This window comes from Paracoccus sp. NIOT.M2S5SZ12 (genome assembly GCF_057748165.1).
Genome location: NZ_JBYLFR010000031.1, coordinates 1 through 15,129, shown reverse-complemented (window position 1 = coordinate 15,129; position 15,129 = coordinate 1). Strand labels below are relative to the sequence as shown.

General features: G+C 62.8%; 21 protein-coding genes and 3 pseudogenes. 14 read left to right on the top strand and 10 right to left on the bottom strand.

Going from position 1 to position 15,129, the window contains the following annotated elements; all coding sequences use genetic code 11:
- The 3 genes from AC2SGK_RS17380 to AC2SGK_RS17370 form a co-directional block, all read left to right on the top strand.
- A partial coding sequence (locus AC2SGK_RS17380; RefSeq protein WP_488324676.1) for a hypothetical protein occupies positions 1-767 on the top strand: 767 nt, incomplete at its 5' end.
- Positions 768-1,473: 706 nt separating this feature from the next.
- On the top strand, positions 1,474-2,241 hold the full coding sequence (locus AC2SGK_RS17375; protein WP_488324675.1) for a phage Gp37/Gp68 family protein: 768 nt from the start codon (positions 1,474-1,476) through the stop codon (positions 2,239-2,241).
- 64 nt (positions 2,242-2,305) lie between these two features.
- Positions 2,306-3,556, top strand: coding sequence for a three-Cys-motif partner protein TcmP (locus AC2SGK_RS17370; RefSeq protein ID WP_488324674.1), 1,251 nt, complete (start codon positions 2,306-2,308; stop codon positions 3,554-3,556).
- 251 nt (positions 3,557-3,807) lie between these two features.
- On the opposite strand, the gene AC2SGK_RS17365 is transcribed toward AC2SGK_RS17370, so the two are convergent.
- The 5 genes from AC2SGK_RS17365 to AC2SGK_RS17345 form a co-directional block, all read right to left on the bottom strand.
- Positions 3,808-4,647 (bottom strand): HNH endonuclease, encoded by an 840-nt coding sequence (locus AC2SGK_RS17365; protein WP_488324673.1) that lies wholly within the window; start codon positions 4,645-4,647, stop codon positions 3,808-3,810.
- A gap of 84 nt (positions 4,648-4,731) precedes the next feature.
- Positions 4,732-5,112, bottom strand: coding sequence for a hypothetical protein (locus AC2SGK_RS17360; RefSeq protein WP_488324672.1), 381 nt, complete (start codon positions 5,110-5,112; stop codon positions 4,732-4,734).
- On the bottom strand, positions 5,112-6,434 hold the full coding sequence (locus AC2SGK_RS17355) for a recombinase family protein (RefSeq protein ID WP_488324671.1): 1,323 nt from the start codon (positions 6,432-6,434) through the stop codon (positions 5,112-5,114). The genes AC2SGK_RS17360 and AC2SGK_RS17355 overlap by 1 nt, the downstream gene beginning before the upstream one ends.
- Entirely contained in the window at positions 6,431-6,931 is a 501-nt protein-coding gene (locus tag AC2SGK_RS17350) for a DUF2924 domain-containing protein (RefSeq protein WP_488324670.1), read from the bottom strand. The genes AC2SGK_RS17355 and AC2SGK_RS17350 overlap by 4 nt, the downstream gene beginning before the upstream one ends.
- Entirely contained in the window at positions 6,928-7,146 is a 219-nt protein-coding gene (locus AC2SGK_RS17345; protein ID WP_488324669.1) for a hypothetical protein, read from the bottom strand. Before AC2SGK_RS17345 ends, AC2SGK_RS17350 begins: the two co-directional genes overlap by 4 nt.
- Before the next feature lie 292 nt (positions 7,147-7,438).
- Between AC2SGK_RS17345 and AC2SGK_RS17340 the strand changes: the two genes are divergently transcribed.
- Genes AC2SGK_RS17340 through AC2SGK_RS17330 form a run of 3 tightly spaced genes read left to right on the top strand, consistent with a single transcriptional unit; the run spans position 7,439 to position 8,761 of the window.
- Positions 7,439-7,930, top strand: a complete 492-nt coding sequence (locus AC2SGK_RS17340; protein WP_488324668.1) for a hypothetical protein — start codon at positions 7,439-7,441, stop codon at positions 7,928-7,930.
- Complete coding sequence (locus AC2SGK_RS17335; RefSeq protein ID WP_488324667.1) at positions 7,908-8,288, top strand: helix-turn-helix domain-containing protein; 381 nt, start codon at positions 7,908-7,910, stop codon at positions 8,286-8,288. Before AC2SGK_RS17340 ends, AC2SGK_RS17335 begins: the two co-directional genes overlap by 23 nt.
- On the top strand, positions 8,285-8,761 hold the full coding sequence (locus tag AC2SGK_RS17330; RefSeq protein WP_488324666.1) for a hypothetical protein: 477 nt from the start codon (positions 8,285-8,287) through the stop codon (positions 8,759-8,761). Before AC2SGK_RS17335 ends, AC2SGK_RS17330 begins: the two co-directional genes overlap by 4 nt.
- 93 nt (positions 8,762-8,854) lie before the next feature.
- Here AC2SGK_RS17330 and AC2SGK_RS17325 read toward each other — a convergent pair whose 3' ends face one another.
- Positions 8,855-9,532, bottom strand: coding sequence for an XRE family transcriptional regulator (locus AC2SGK_RS17325; protein WP_488324665.1), 678 nt, complete (start codon positions 9,530-9,532; stop codon positions 8,855-8,857).
- 109 nt (positions 9,533-9,641) lie between these two features.
- Between AC2SGK_RS17325 and AC2SGK_RS17320 the strand changes: the two genes are divergently transcribed.
- The 4 genes from AC2SGK_RS17320 (at position 9,642) to AC2SGK_RS17305 (ending at position 11,621) form a co-directional block, all read left to right on the top strand.
- Positions 9,642-10,325 carry a hypothetical protein gene (locus tag AC2SGK_RS17320; RefSeq protein WP_488324664.1) on the top strand — a complete coding sequence of 228 codons (684 nt, stop codon included), beginning with the start codon at positions 9,642-9,644 and terminating at the stop codon, positions 10,323-10,325.
- A gap of 212 nt (positions 10,326-10,537) precedes the next feature.
- Positions 10,538-10,744 (top strand): helix-turn-helix transcriptional regulator, encoded by a 207-nt coding sequence (locus AC2SGK_RS17315; RefSeq protein WP_036707919.1) that lies wholly within the window; start codon positions 10,538-10,540, stop codon positions 10,742-10,744.
- On the top strand, positions 10,741-11,106 hold the full coding sequence (locus AC2SGK_RS17310) for a hypothetical protein (RefSeq protein WP_036707921.1): 366 nt from the start codon (positions 10,741-10,743) through the stop codon (positions 11,104-11,106). The genes AC2SGK_RS17315 and AC2SGK_RS17310 overlap by 4 nt, the downstream gene beginning before the upstream one ends.
- Before the next feature lie 26 nt (positions 11,107-11,132).
- On the top strand, positions 11,133-11,621 hold the full coding sequence (locus AC2SGK_RS17305; RefSeq protein ID WP_488324663.1) for a hypothetical protein: 489 nt from the start codon (positions 11,133-11,135) through the stop codon (positions 11,619-11,621).
- Here the strand turns inward: AC2SGK_RS17305 and AC2SGK_RS17300 are convergent.
- Complete coding sequence (locus AC2SGK_RS17300; RefSeq protein WP_488324677.1) at positions 11,516-12,322, bottom strand: hypothetical protein; 807 nt, start codon at positions 12,320-12,322, stop codon at positions 11,516-11,518. The two genes, AC2SGK_RS17305 and AC2SGK_RS17300, sit on opposite strands and share 106 nt — an antisense overlap.
- A 34-nt stretch (positions 12,323-12,356) precedes the next feature.
- On the opposite strand from AC2SGK_RS17300, the pseudogene AC2SGK_RS17295 reads away from it, so the two are divergent.
- Positions 12,357-12,563 (top strand): annotated as a pseudogene (locus tag AC2SGK_RS17295) (baseplate hub domain-containing protein); the annotation flags it as partial.
- Here AC2SGK_RS17295 and AC2SGK_RS17290 read toward each other — a convergent pair.
- Together AC2SGK_RS17290 and AC2SGK_RS17285 are read right to left on the bottom strand one after the other, a co-directional pair.
- Positions 12,561-12,815: pseudogene (locus AC2SGK_RS17290) on the bottom strand (ParB N-terminal domain-containing protein); the annotation flags it as partial. The pseudogenes AC2SGK_RS17295 and AC2SGK_RS17290 overlap by 3 nt on opposite strands.
- Positions 12,815-13,426: pseudogene (locus AC2SGK_RS17285) on the bottom strand (recombinase family protein); the annotation flags it as partial. The pseudogenes AC2SGK_RS17290 and AC2SGK_RS17285, both read right to left, overlap by 1 nt.
- 133 nt (positions 13,427-13,559) lie before the next feature.
- Here AC2SGK_RS17285 and AC2SGK_RS17280 point away from each other — a divergent pair.
- Positions 13,560-13,838, top strand: coding sequence for a hypothetical protein (locus tag AC2SGK_RS17280; RefSeq protein ID WP_488324662.1), 279 nt, complete (start codon positions 13,560-13,562; stop codon positions 13,836-13,838).
- Between the two features lie 6 nt (positions 13,839-13,844).
- Here the strand turns inward: AC2SGK_RS17280 and AC2SGK_RS17275 are convergent, their stop codons facing one another.
- Complete coding sequence (locus tag AC2SGK_RS17275; RefSeq protein ID WP_488324661.1) at positions 13,845-13,982, bottom strand: transposase; 138 nt, start codon at positions 13,980-13,982, stop codon at positions 13,845-13,847.
- A gap of 54 nt (positions 13,983-14,036) precedes the next feature.
- On the opposite strand from AC2SGK_RS17275, the gene AC2SGK_RS17270 reads away from it, so the two are divergent.
- Together AC2SGK_RS17270 and AC2SGK_RS17265 are read left to right on the top strand one after the other, a co-directional pair.
- Positions 14,037-14,447, top strand: coding sequence for a hypothetical protein (locus AC2SGK_RS17270; protein ID WP_488324660.1), 411 nt, complete (start codon positions 14,037-14,039; stop codon positions 14,445-14,447).
- Positions 14,448-14,449: 2 nt separating this feature from the next.
- The gene (locus AC2SGK_RS17265; RefSeq protein WP_488324659.1) at positions 14,450-15,070 is read left to right on the top strand and encodes a hypothetical protein; all 621 of its coding nucleotides are present in this window, start codon (positions 14,450-14,452) and stop codon (positions 15,068-15,070) included.
- Positions 15,071-15,129: the final 59 nt, after the last annotated feature.

The following is a 15,129-nucleotide window of genomic DNA, read 5'->3' as shown; positions in this document are numbered from 1 at the left end:
GGTTCATGCGCAAGGTGGGGCGCAGGCAGCCGCTGCGCATCCTGTCGATCGGCGACAGCATCACCCAGGCCAGCGGATCGGATGCCGGGGCGGCAGCACCCAACGGCAACCGCGACCGTCTGATCTACCTGACGGATGTGAACGTCCTGCAATATCAGGCCGATTACACGTCGCAGGTTCCCACCTTCACCTCGGCCCAGATCGGCCGCACGGGCGACAACTACACCGACCACACCAAGATCGGCTTCCCCTGGCAGCTGATCGCGGGGCTGGAGGCGATGGGCTACACGCTCGGCACCGATCTGACCTATGACAACTACTGCCGGTCTGGCTCGGCCACGATTGATTTTGTCAGCAGCGGCGGAGTGTTCACCACCTGGGGCAACAACGCGCTGGCCTTGCAGCCCTATGATCTGGTCATCACGGCCTGGGGCATGAACGAGCTGTCGGTCACGGAAACCGGCCAGCGCCTCGGCCTAATCGCTGATGCGTTCCGGGCGACCGGGGCCGAGCTGCTCATGACCGACAGCGCCGCGCGCAAATCAAGCTGGCTGCAGGCGCGGATCAACCGCGAGCAGACCCAGATGGCGGCATGGAACACGGGCTCTGCCTTTGCGTCATGGCAGTGGATCGACGGGCCGCAGTGGATCGAGATGATGGGCGTGGCGGCGCTGGACCGCGCCGGGGCGAACGGCACCAACCACCCTGGCCTCGAAGAGCTGTTCAGCTTTGGGCGTGCGACCCGATACGGCATGCTGGGGTCGTGATGCGCTCCGATCTGTTCACCAGCCCCTGATAATCAGGTCGGCGCCATCACCCGGCGCCGGCCGCCCTCATTGCCTGCAAGGATTACCCATGCCCCCTGAAACCTCGTCCGGTCTGCTGGAGCAGATCGCCCTCTTCTTCGCGGCCTGCGCCACTTGGATCGCGGGCGAGGCCGGGACTTCGATACGCTGGCGGAAGCGCTGCATGCCGGGGTGGCGCGCTTGGAGGGACTGGTCTCATAATCGCCCTGATCCCCGATCGCTGGGCCGCCGGGAAGCTCGCTCCTCGTTCAAGCACCACGGCAAATCGCTCGAAAAAATTCTCCGCGACAGCTAGCTCGGATCAGCGCTGACAGTTAGAGCGTGACACCATCTAGGCAACCCGGTGATTCTCCGCGACCACCTGTCGAGGCCCGTCCAGGAGATGCTGGGCGCGGCGCGAGGCCTAATCGCTTCAGGTGTCAGGAACCTGCCGACGTCACGCCAAGTTTCCAGATCCTGACACCCAGGGGCAACGGTGGAAATAATTGTCTGCGCGGGCTAGCGCGCACCTCTGCCAAAGCTGGCGCGCGGCAGCAACTCCGACTGCTTTGGCCGTCGCCAAAGTAAAAATCCTGACAGTCACTACTGGTGAGTGCAGCATATGCATGACACTGCAAACCTCACACGGTACGCTAAAAGTGAAGCGCAGAGATCGGGGTGAAGCCAAATGTCTGAGACGCAAATTGAATGGACCGATGCGACTTGGAACCCAGTTGCAGGCTGCTCCATCATGAGCCTTGGCTGCAGGAACTGTTACGCGATGGACATGGCTCGCAGACTTGAGGCCATGGGTACCCAAAAGTACGCAGGACTCACGCGCAAGAGCGGCAATCGCACTGTCTGGAACGGCGTAGTTCGTGAAGACAGTGCTTCGCTGGAACTGCCAAAGAGATGGCGGAAGCCACGAAAAATCTTCGTGAACTCCATGAGCGACCTGTTCCACGATGGGGTTTCTACCGACTTCATCCACCGTGTTTGGGAAGTGATGGCAGACACGCCACACCATATGTACCAAATATTGACAAAGAGACCCGACCGCATGGCCGAGGTAGTCGGGAAGATGAACACTGTTCTTCCAAACGTTTGGCTAGGAACCAGTGTAGAGTCAGCTGAAGTAAATTATCGCATTGCGGAGCTTCGTGCCGTTCCGGCCGCCATAAGGTTCATATCATTCGAACCACTGATCGGCAGCGTTGGTACGATGAACCTTACAGGAATTCACTGGGCTATCGTGGGTGGAGAAAGCGGAAGGTCCGCACGTCCACTCAACATATCATGGGTCGATGGCATATACAGCCAATGCGCCGAACACTCTGTCGCTTTTTTCTTCAAACAGTGGGGAACATGGGGAGCTGACAACAAGCGGAGATCAAAGAAGGCAAACGGCCGCGAGTACCGCGGGCGAACCTGGGATGAGATGCCACTCACCCCCTAGTGCTGTGAACTAGGTCTGGCTACGCAACTTTCATCTACAGTATTTCAAGTAGTGGGCTTCAACAATGAACGACAATTTCTCTTGGGGAAATGGCAAGCCGCTCCCTCCGATCATGCCCCACTCCGACCGCAAGTTAAGGGTTATTGAGCGTTATCTTGACGTGTATTTCGACACTGTGGCGCCGCAGCCCGTCATCGACGACCTGAATATAACGTTGGTTGATGCCTTCTGTGGCGGGGGTCTGTATCAGCTAGGAGAGAGCACGCGCGCGGGCTCCCCATTGGCCATACTGGATCGAGTCACAGCAGCAAAATCTCGTCTCAACATCGGCAGAACAAAGCCATTACGCATTAATGCCACGTATCACTTTAGTGACCAGAAGGCTGCTCACGTAGAACATCTCCGTGAAACGCTAAAGGCGTCACCCTACGGTGAAGGTCTTGGGCGCAATATTCACCTCAAAGTTGGCTCATTTGAAGGTGTTTTGCCCGCGATCATCTCGGACATCAAAAAACGGCAGCGAAAAGGCCGCTCAATTTTCATTTTGGACCAGTTCGGATACAAAGATGTTCCGATGCAAGCGATACAAGATATTTTTAAGAATCTTCCGAGCGCTGAGATAATTCTAACGTTCTCAATCGACGCGCTTCTGAATTATTTGCCAAAAGACGCAGACGCACCCGAACTCGTGAAGCAGTTTGGGGTCGATAACGCGTTTCTGGCGGCTTGGCGCAAAAAAACGGACGAACACTCTCATAGGATGATCGCACAACGTCATCTGATGCACTTTATAGGCGCGAACAGTGGGGCTGCGTTTTTCACTCCTTTCATGCTCTACTCGCAACCTGAGACGCGCTGGATCATGATCGCCCATCTTTCCCGCAACCAAGCGGCGAGAGACAAGATGCTGACCATTCACTGGGAGCAGCAAAACAGCTTCAGGCATTATGGCCCGGGTAGCCTATTCGAACTAGGCTTCGACAACAGGCTTCTCGAAAGCGAATCGTCCCTTTTTCACTTCGGCGATCAAGATCGGATCAAGCTTGTTGAAGAGCTGAAAAACGAGCTGCCGAGGCGCGTTTTCGGGATGATGCGGCAAGGTGAACTGACTGTAGAGAACTTCCTACACGCAGTAGGCAATAACACGGCGGCAACCAACAGTGACCTCTTCAATGTCCTTTCGCTATTGTCCGGAGAGGGTGAAGTTGATGTGAAGGATGCCGAGGGTCGGTTGAGGAGGTCAGGATCATTGATCCGCTTGAAAGATCGCCTTGTGGCTCCTCGTCAGATGAGACTGTTTCCTACTCGCCCCTAGGAACTGCCCGCCTCAAAGAGGCTACAGCAGAAGCTCGACTTCACACTGCTGCAAAATTTTCGTCCGAAAGGTAGTGCACCGCTGTCCGAAAGCTGGTGCGCCGCAACAGCACCGCAAAAGTCATTTGCTGCAAACCTTTCTGTCACGCCCTGCAAGATTTCGTGTCGCGCTACACACAACACGCGAGAGGCGCAGCCGCTGGGTGCGCTGGCCGAATGGCGCGTAGCGGTGGCGGTGGTCGGCTTGACCGTCTAGTCCTGATCGCTCTCTTCGCCGCGCAGCACGGTATTGATGATCGCAACATACCGGTCAGCGAGATGCCGAACGTCTTGATGGGCAAGGTCGATGATCTCGCGAAGCTGATCATGATCGCCGATCGGCCGGTAGCCGTACTTGACCATATGCGCCTCGATGGCGGCGATCCTGGCGTGGTCGCCTGCGAGGAAGTCTCGGAAATCCTGCTCGGACTTCCTCGCGTTGCAGGCACGGCAACTCGGCACGAGGTTCCCGAGCCGATGTTCGCCAAGCGCCTGTTTGTTGATGGGAACAACGTGGTCCATGACCAGTTCGCCCTCGGCGCCGCAGTATGCGCAGGCGCGGCTGAACTCCTCGATGACGCCCTGCCACTGCACCGCGCTGAATTGCTCGTCCCCGAGGCGGCTCAGAATGTTTCGGACCAGATAGTTCTGTGCGTTCCCTATCGCGTTGCCCTTGTAACGCCCCCGAGCAGCCCGCAAGATGGCGTCGGGCTGCCCAGTATCGGGAGCGACTTCATTGGCCGAGTGTGCAACTGCGATCCCCCGCTGGGCCAGATAGCTGCGTAACAGCGGAAGGCTCCTGCTGGTCGGTGGATTGAACCATTGGCTCGTGACCCGGACGGGAATGCCATTCACGATGTACTCCCGACTCCAATAGCGGACACGGTCGGTCTGTCCGATCCTGTCCACTGGCCGGCAGAACGGATAGTTGATGTCGAATGTCTCTTTGGAGTAACGCGCATCTTGAAGGCGCACGAGCTCACTCGGATCCTGCCGCTCGCAGTGCTGGAAGATCGCCGAAATGCTGTGCTGTACTAGTTGACCGATCTTCATGGAGTTCCTTTCGACACGTCGAAGGAACCATACCCTCGCGGAAACGGTGAGACGACCAGCAATTCCCACCAATAATGTGGAACCTCAGTCGAACACTCGCCCCGGCTGCTCGTCCCAAGGCAGGGACGCGACAAAGCACAGGTCGTAGATGCTGATCGTGCTGGGCTCGCGGTGGACGACCAACCGTTCGAGGACGTCAGGCGCGAGCCAGGCGAGGCGCAGGAGGCGGCTGACGTAGCGGTCGGAGAGGCCCTCGTCGGCGGCCAGATCGGCGAGTGTGGCGACGTCGCTGCGTTCCAGCCGCTGCCGCCAGCCCCATGCGCGGCCGATGGCGCGCAGGAGGTGCGGATCCTGCCCGCGGCCCATGGCGGCCTCGACATGCTTCGGCGGCAGGATCCGGGGGCGGCCCCCGCGGCGGCGGAGTTCGAGCGGGATGTGGACACGCAGGGTCTCGGGCGCGGGCATCAGGCAACCTCCTTCTTCGGCGGGGCCATCAGCGCGGCGATGGCGCCGAGGCCATCATGGCGCAGGTCGATGGCGAGGCCCGCCTCGCTCACCGTGATGCGCGCGACCAGCAGTTGGACGATGCGCGCCTGCTCGGCCGGGATGAGCGCCTTCCAGAGATCGTCGAACTGCGCCAGCGCGGCGACAACGGTGGTCTCATCCAGATCGGGGCGGTCCTTCCGCACCGCCCGCGCGGTGCGCGCCGCGACCTCGGGCGTGCGCAGCATCCGGCGGATTTCGCCGATGACGGCCTCCTCGACCATGGCACCCGGCAGCCGCTGCGGCCCGCGCAACTCGGCCGCCGGGCGTTTCCGGATCACGTCCATGGAGGTGTAGTAGCAGTAGCGCTTGCCCTTCCGCTTGGTGTGGTGGGGCGTCATGGCGGCGCCCGTCTCGGTGAAGATCAGCCCGCGCAGGAGCGCCGGTTGCGCCGCTCGCGCCACCGCCCCGCGGGCGACGCGGTTGTTGGCGATGACCTCGTGGACCTCGTCCCATAGCTTCCGGTCGATGATGGCGGCGTGCTCACCGGGATAGACCTCATCCTTGTGCACGGCGAGGCCGAGATAGACCTTGTTGTGCAGGAACTTCAGCAGGTAGCCCCGGTCGAACACCGTGCCGCGCTTGGTGCGGATCCCGCGCGCATGCAGTTCCTTCAGCACCTGCGCCGTGGAGCTGGACCGGGCATAGAGGCGGAAGATCGTCAGGACGTGCTCGGCCTCGGCGGGCTCGATCACCAGCTTGCGGTCCTTGACCACATAGCCGAGCGGCACCGGGCCGCCCATCCACATGCCCTTGCGGCGGGAGGCGGCGAACTTGTCGCGGATTCGCTCGCCGATCACCTCACGCTCGAACTGGGCGAAGCTGAGCAGGATGTTCAGCGTCAGGCGGCCCATGGAAGTGGTCGTGTTGAACGACTGGGTGACCGAGATGAAGGTCACGCCGTGGCGGTCGAAGACCTCGACCAGCTTCGAGAAATCCATCAGCGCGCGGCTGAGGCGGTCGATCTTGTAGACCACGACCACGTCGATCAGCCCGGCCTCGATGTCGGTGATCAGCTGCGCCAACGCGGGCCGGTCCAGCGTCCCGCCAGAGAAGCCGCCATCATCGTAGCGGTCGCGGAGCGCCACCCATCCCTCCGCCCGCTGGCTGGCGATGTAGGCCTCGCAGGCCTCACGCTGGGCGTCGAGGCTGTTGAACTCCATGTCGAGCCCTTCCTCGCTCGACTTGCGGGTGTAGATCGCGCAGCGCAGGCGGCGGACGGGTTCGGGCTTCGCACGGCTCATGGGCGGGCCTCCGCACCATGGGCCAGCCCGAAGAACTTCCACCCGTTCCAGTGACTGCCGGTGATCGCCCGCACTGCGGCCGAGAGCGACTTGAAGCGCCGCCCCTGCCATTCAAAACCTTCTGTCAGGACGGTGACGACATGCTCCTCGCCCTGCCACTCGCGCACCAGCTTGGTGCCGGGGATAGGGCGGCGGGGATCCGCGATCAGCGGACCCGGCGCGCCCGAGGCGACCTCGGCCGCCAGCGCGTCCAGCGTGCGCCGCGTCGCGGGCTTGATCCTGCCATGGGCCAGTTCCTGGATGCGGTAGCCGATCCGCAGTTCCAGGTTCCCTCGGCTGGCATTCGGCGCGGGCGCGCCGAACATGACCCGCCACTTCCCCTGCAGCTCGGGCACCGTCATCGCCTTCAGTGCGGCCAGTTCGGCCAGGACGTCAATCCCCTCCGCCTGGCGCGCGAGCGCAGCCTTTGCGCCTGATTTCCTGGGATTTTTCGTCATGCGTCGTCTCCAACTCGGTTTTGCACCTGTCTCCGACGACGGCGTCTGAGGGCGAGAATGTCCAGCGAACTGTCTCCGTCGAGCAGAGAGTTCTCGTTCGTTTCCCGTGGGTTGGTGCGCGCGATAGCGCTGGCGAGGATGGCTGCCAGTTCCCCCAGCCTCTCATCGGTGGTGAGCGTCTCGGCGGGCGGCGCGAAGGCGATGTCGTCTGGCATAGGGAGCGAACCTCCTGAGGCGGTTTGCTCCGTGTTCGCCGGTCGCGGCAGGGGAATTCAAGTTAAAACAAGAGGTTGTCGTAGTGGCGCGAAGTAGATCGAAGCTTTCTGTTGATGACTGTGATGCACCGAGGTTGCCTTTACTGCATCGCATGTCCACCTCAGCAGGCATCCCCTAGTTGAATGGTTACGTCAGCCTGACAAGCCTAGAGGGAGCGGACCGATTGCCACAGCATTCTCCTGCGGCTAGCGTACGCACGCTTTACCTTGCAGTAAGAGTCTGTTGATATATATGGCAACACTGGCAGAGCTTTGCGATTCGGGTGTCCTAGATGCCATCGACCCCTTGGAGCCCGACGAGCTGCCATGGAGAACGCTGTATGGAACAATGGATTTTCTCGGGTGGCTTGACCAGGTCCTGCCGACCTTGGCACACAATCCGCTGTACGCGGAACTTACGCCGCTCGAACAAGTCTTTGCTCTTTTCGCGGAATACGTTTCCGGCGACGATTTCTTCTCAGATCGGCGGTTCAAAAAGCTCAGTTGGACGCCCGACCGATATGTTTGGGAGCTCAAAACAGAGGAGGTACGGATCTTTGGTTGGGCGCCGCAAAGAGATGCATTCATTTGCTGCTATGGCGATTCAAAGGATAGAATTCTCGTCGACAATAGCTATGGACGTTACATAGCTCAAACAGTTTATGTCCGTAATCAAATTGCTCTGGACGAGCCAAAATGCGTGACGGGAGGGAGCTACGCAGATGTCATATCAAATAAAGCTTGATCCGAAATCGCGCAAGGCTGCGCGATTCATCTCGCTTCTGCAGAAGAAGATCCAGAAGGCTTTTGTTGCGACTGGAAAGACGCAGCAAGAGGTTGCTACTATTCTTGGCGTTGATCGTTCTGTGATCAACAGGAGATTGACAGGGAGCGCCAACCTTACGGCTCGTTCCATTGCGGAATTTGCACATGCTTTTGACAAAGATGTTTACATCGAGTTCGTTGATCGCCCGCGGGTAAAGCAGTCGAACGTTACAAGATCTGCTGATCATGTCCTCAAGCTGCCGGGCCAATCCACTGGTGCCGCGAGCGGAACAATCAACCCCACTTCCAAATTCAACCTTGAAAAGATTGCCTCATGACGGAAGAGGCTTACGGAATCACGGTTTTCTGTGATGACATCAGACATGAAATAAATGGCAAGATTACACTCGTTGGTTGTTATGCTTCAGAGTTGAACTTTAGCGACCCCCCTCCTGGAGTGTTGCCGACATTTGCCGCACTCGTGAATCTTCGATTCCCCCGCGGGAATACGTTCGAGACATTGAATTTGAGCGTGACGAAAGTTGAGGATGGAGAGGCCTCCGAGATATTTGCGGCTGAGACAAGGATCGCGCCGGAAGCATTCTTAGAAAACTCTGACTCTGCGGCGGAAAATGTAGGTGAGAAAGTTCTATCAGTTGTAGTTCCAATACAATGGACTCCACTGGTCTTTTCTGCCCCAGCTTTGCTCAGAGTTCGCGCGAAGCTTGATTCCGGAAAGGAAGTGCGCGCAGGATCTCTGGTAATCAATTTTCCCCCTGCGGATGGTGAAGAAGAACAAGCCACTTCTTGATCTTGGTGTGCTTGGAGCCGTAGACCAAATCATACCATCGGTGAATGCACCAGCGCTGGGTCGACATCGTCGATCTCCCGGAACGCGATCACCTCAGATCTCCCGAGCGAACCAACGGATGCGGCCGACGATGTGGATCTCGTCGGCCGTTCTTTCGTACTCGGGGTAGTGCTTGTTGTCGGAGATGACGCGCACCGCGGGCGGGTCGCTGTTGGGGATGTGCTCGAGCCGCTTGGCGACCAGCCCCATCCCGTCGTCCAGCACGAAAATGCCGGGCGGGTTGGGCGCGCGACGGGTCATGTCGACCAGCACCGCGTCGCCGCTCAGCAGCGTCGGCGCCATGCTGTCGCCCTCCACATGCATGATGCGCAGCTGGGACGGGCTGGCCTTCAGGCTGTTCCGGATCCAGGAGCGGCGGAAGTGATAGACACGGCCGGGCGTGTCGCCGTCCTCGGTTACCACCGCGCCGCCGCCCATCGCGGGGCGCGGGGTGGCGTGGGCGATGGCCACGAAGGCATCGTCGGGATTGTCCACGAAGGGGGGCGTTCCCTCGACCTCGCCGATACCGTGGATCAGCCAGTCGCGGTCCACCTTCAGCACGCGGGCGACCTCGGCCAGCCGGTCGATGCCGGGGCGCGCGGAGCGGCCGCGCAGGATGTCGTAGACGAAGGAGCGGTTCACGCCGGCCATCTCGGCGACATGGGCAGGCGTCAGACCGAGCTGTTGGGCGCGGGCCCGCAGGCGGTCGGCCAGGGTATGCTGCTCGGTCATGTTTTCCCCAAGGGTATGTGGATGAAATAGGATAAAACAGGATTGATACGGACCCGTCAAGCGATTAGAACAAAACCTAAACAATCGCACATGGGAATCGAGGGTCCGGATGGAGATCGAGAAGTCGTATTTCACCCTGCCGGAGATCCTCGAGCGCTGGTCCATGTCCGAGGCGGACCTCGTCTATCTGGCCGAGAACGATCAGCTGCGGCTGTCGATCCGGGTGTTCAACCTGGCCGTCGAGCTCGGCGACTATGATGAGACGCCGGAAGGGGAGCGCTTCTCCGTGCCATTCGAGCGGGGCCCGTTCAACGGGCTCCTGGATCTCCAGGCCCATGACGTCTTCCAGCTGTTCCGGCATGGCGAGGTGAAGCTCAGCCGCTTCCGGTCGCACAAGGCGGACTATGCCTGCCTGACCGGGAAGCGCGAGACCATCACCGTGCGCCAGCGCGATCTCTACGTTCGGCGTGAAGAGCGTGATCGCTTTGAAGCAGAAACGGGATTCGCCGGCGCGGCTGTCGGCCCGCGGCCCGGCGCCTTTCGCGCCTCGGCCGACTACCAGGACGTGCGCTGCAACGGGCAGCACTTCCGGCTGGGTGCGATCCAGGCGCAGGTCGTGCGCGCGCTGCACGAGGCTGCCGTGTGCGGCGAGCCTTGGCAGAGCGGGAAGGCGATCCTCGCCGCCGCGGGCTCGCGCAGCCTCAAGATGTCCGATGTCTTCAAGTCGAAAAAGAACTGGCGCCTGCTGATCGAGTCGGACGGCCGCGGCGCCTATCGCCTGCTCGGGCTCTGAGTCCGCGCCATCCCTCCCATCCGCGCGCCCTCTCGATCCCTGCGGTGGGATGTGCCGGGGGATGAGAGGGGAATGGCGATCCCCCACAGAGCCGTTCTCCCTTGGATTGCAAGGCTCCTGACGATCCCCCTCCGCATCCCACTCCAATCCTGACGACATCCCCTCGCGGGATTTCGCATCGTGCTCCCGACAAACGACACCGGGAGAGAACGATGCAGCAGAAAACCTGCCTCACACAGAAGGAGCTCGCGCGGCGCTGGACGATCTCGCACCGCACGCTCGAGCGCTGGCGATGGGCCGGGGAAGGCCCCGCCTACATGAAACTCGGCGGCCGGGTAGTCTACCGCCTTGAGGACATCCTGGCCTTCGAGAAGGACCAGCTCACGCACACCGCTGACAGCGTGCGGGGGGCGGCATGATGGAACGCCGTTCCGCCATCCACGGCAGCCGCGTCGTGTCCATCTTCGGCGCCGCCGGTCCCGCGCTCGACGAGGTCGGGCTTTCCGCCTGGATCGCGCAAGCCGCCCCGGGCGAGGCGCTGGTCTATCACCGCGGCTTCCTCGCCGTCGACGCCACCGGCGCCGTCTCGAACCTCACGCCCGAGCGCCAGCGCACCCTGCGTGGTGTCGCGGCCGCCGCGTTGCGCGCCGCCGAGCAGCGGCTCGTCCACCTCGTGCAGGCCCGGCTCGGCCCCGACCACTTCGCCTACATCGCCGTCGCCCGTCCGAAGCCCGGACCCGCCGGCGCCGCCCTCTCGATGCGCCTCCTCGAGGCCGCCTGACCCTATCCCCCATTACGGAGGCCCCCATGCCATTCCCGCAGAACACCCCCAACATCAACGATCTGATCAACCTGCCCGCGGGCGAGATCGCCCAGCTTCCGGTCGAGCTTCTGGCCGCCATGCAGCGCGAGATCGACGCTGCCGCGAAGCAGATGAAGGCCGTGACCGCGCGCCTCAGTACCGCGCTCGAGGTCCGCTACGCCGCCCGCGCCGCCGAGGCCCGCCGCGCCTGCGGCAAGGACACCGGCACCGTTCGCCTCGCCGATGGCGATTTCACTGTGGTCGCCGATCTGCCGAAGCGCGTCGAATGGGACCAGACCCAGCTCGCCGCCATGGTCGAGCGGATCCGTGCCGCCGGCGATGATCCGTCTGAATGCGTCGAGATCACCTTCAAGGTACCCGAGCGCGCCTATGCCGCCTGGCCCGAGGCGATCCGCCAGGGCTTCGAGCCCGCCCGCACGGTGAAGACCGGCGCGCTGAAGATCGTGATCCTGCCGCAGGAGGACGGGCAATGACCGCCCTCGCGCCGATTTCCGCGAAGGCGCAGGATCTGCCCAGCCTGATCGACCGCGCCGCCAGCATGCTCTCGGGCGCGAAGACCGCCGCCGAGGTGCTCGAGGCGCGCGATGTTGCCGGTCTCGCCTACGATGTGGCCAAACGCGCCGCCCGCCTGCAGCGCGCCAAGAGCGCCCATGACGATCTCGTCGCGGCGGCACATCGCGCGCAGGCCCATGCGCTCGAGATCGAGGCATGTGCCAAGCGTCGGCTGGCCGACGAATACGATGCCGCACAGGCACGGGGCGAAGTCTTCGGCGCGCACAATGGCGCCGGCCATCGCGTTGAAAGCTCCAACGCGATGGCCGCCGCCGCCGACCTTGGCCTGCGACGCGATCAGATCCACGAGGCCCGTCAGCTCCGGGACGCCGAGGCAGCAGACCCCGGCATCGTGCGTCGCACCCTCGATGATCGCTTGGAACGCGGCGAGGAACCGACCCGGGCGGCCCTGCGCAAGATAGTGGTCGACGCCGCCATGCGGGGGCTGCGGCCCCAGCGCTCGATCAGCCGACGCAACCCGCTCTACGTCCCGCCAACGCCTGCACGCGCTGCCTGGCAGCACGTGACCGGGACGTTCCGCGCCTTCGCCGAATGGGCCACGGAAGAGAATCTGGCCCTCGCCCGGCAGGGCATGCGCGAGGCACGGGACGAACCGTTTCACGACCTCGACGCCCGGGCAATCGCCCGCGGGGCGTCAGATCCGGCGCGGGCGCCTGGCCTTCATCGCCGAGGTGCGCTCCCTGGCCCATGTGCTGGGCCAGACAGTCGGCCGGACGTTTCAGGCGACCTGCGATGCCGCGCTTGGCGACGCGCGCTGCGGCGTCAATCTGGAGGGCCCCGCCTTCAAGGGCACGGGCACCGTGATCGATCTCCTGCGCGACCGGGCCTTCACCGCCTCGGGCCGGGATGCGGTCCTGCTTCAGTTCGATGAAAGCCTCGAGGCGGCCCTGTCCGCAGACAAGGTCGTATTCCTGCGGATCTGTCCCGGCGCGCGGCGCGACGGTGATCGGGCGCTTCAGGCCGATGCGTGCGATGTTCTCCACCATCGCCTCGAAGGTGCGACGGTTGCGGACGCGGGGATTGAGAACGCGGATCCGTTCGGTCGGGATCAGTGTCACCTGTTTCTGGCTCGTCGGCTCCATGTCGTCGGGCATCACGCCACCTCCGCGATCCTGGCCCGCGAGGCGAGCGCGTAGAAGAAATCGAGCGTGTCGAACCGGTACGCATCGAGGGCGAGCCCGTTCTGCTCGGCGAATTTCAGTTTCCCGAAGGTCATGTCGATGCTGGGCAACACGTAGTAGTCGCGCGGCGCCTCGTTCGCCTCGTCCATGCGCACGGCGATTGTGATGTCGGGAACCAGGCCGGTGTCGAGACGAATGCGCCAGCGCAGCGACCCGGCTGCCGTCGCCGTGCAGCGGGCCAGAACGATGGACAGGGTGAACTCGTCGTTGACACGCACAAGGTCGGTGCCGGGGTCCTGCTCGGCCCACCCGCCGTGCCGGGTGATGCCGGCGATGATTTCGGCCACCACCTGCGGATGTGCCTGCCGCAAAGCCCGGTTTGCCTCGATATAGCTGTAGTCGCGATCCGGCTCGTATCCGATCAGACGGTATGCGCGCAGGAGGCTGCCGAAGCGGCAGCGATAGGCGCTGGAGGACGGCAGGTTTTCCTCCTCGTCGATGATCAGGCCCGACAGCATGCCCTGTCGCTGGAGGATCGCGCGCAGCGCGTCGAGCAGTTCCTCGTCCGAGAAATGCCGGCTCCGGTGACCTGCCACTGAACTTTCATCCAGCCGCGACCGGAGCCGGTAGCTGATTTACGCCTTTCGGCGTGGGTTGAGCAATCGCCCGGCGCGCGGAACCCTCATCGCGTGCACCTGAGCCTTGGCCTTGGGGGATTTGGGCCATCTCTCGATTGGTGCGCCCCCTCCGGCGACAACGCTGCTTGCGCTGCCGGAAGTGCAGCGGCAGAACATGCAGCGAGATCTCGACCGTGCGCTCACCATTGCGCTCGAGGCTCTCCAGCAGCATCGGCCGCTCCTGGAGAGCCTCGCCCGCGATCTCGAGACGCGGGGCTTCCTGACGGAGGCAGACCTGGCGGTGGCTCTGGCACCCATCACCCGGGAAGCGGAGAGCGGTCAGGTCACCCCCGAGCGATCCGATGACGCTGCACCGTGAAACCGGTCAATCGATCACCCGTGCTCCAGGAGCGAGGCTTTCTGCCACGATCCGAGCCTTCACCTCGTCTGGCCACCGCCGGTTCCCGCGCCGAGGCTCAACAACCTCGCACAGACCGACAAAACCTTCTCCACCATCTGCCATATCGCCTCTCCGTCTGCTTCGACGGACAGGTGGCAGAGACCACCCAAGCCAGGAATGCGCAAAATCAATGGGTCAGAGACGGCGCATACGGAGATCCTGCAGGCCCTGCGCCTGCTCCTGGACCGGCAGCGGGAAATCCAGCACGTCTCGAGCGAGACCTACGAGACGGTCCTGCCGCTGACCGCGCTACTGGATCTGTTGCGCCGGCCGCAGGATCAGGAAGAGCTGGGTCGGCAGCTGGCAGAGGCCCTGCGCCAGATCCTCGTCGCGACCCAAACCATCGCGCAGGATCTGGCGACCGTGATCTCGGCGCAGCGCGAGCAGCGGGAGGAGGTCCGGGAATTGGCAGCGCAGCTTCAGGAGGTCATGAAGGCACAGCGTCTGCTGATCGATGGGCAGGCCTCACTGAACCGGGCCGTCACCGCACTCGGCGACGACCTGTTCGAAGGCGAAAGCGCGTCGTAGCGTTGCTGCTGCTCGCCCGGCGCCTCTGTCGCGGGCTTGGCCTTCCTGCTTGCACTGCCATCCGTCGGGACGACACGACCGTCGCGGTCCGCTTCGCTGACGGCAGCGCGGTCGGCATCCGCCCGGACATCGTTATGCTGAAGCAGCGCGGCACGGCTCCGGCGCCGGTGGCGCAAACCTTTGCGCGGGCACTCGCGCGGGCGAAGCGGTGGGTGATCAGCCGGGACGACACGACATCGCCGCTTTCCCGTCATGGTGGCCCGGGAACCCCGCTGGCCGGGACCCAGGCCGCGCTGCGGGCCCATATGGCTCCAAGGCTGCGAGGACAACGGCCCGTTTACCTCACGGCGGACCCTTGGCTGCGCCAACACGCAGTAACGCTTTGGGACGAGCTCGCGCAGCATGGGCCCGATGTGGAGGAGCAGATCGGCCCGTTCCTCATTCTGACCCCGCAATGCCTCAGGGCGCTGCTGGCGCCGGAGCGCGGGAGCGCGGAGCGGTTGGAGGCGTTGACGACGCGCTATCCGGGGATCACCGCTGCGGCATTCCTTCCACCGAATGGCGTGCCGCGCTTTCTGTCGATCGACCGTCTGAACGGGCGTTGTTGCAGAAAGGCGGCTTGAGGCGTGACTTCCCCTTTCCCCTTTAGGTTCAGGCGACGCGGGCGACCTCGGCTGTGCCG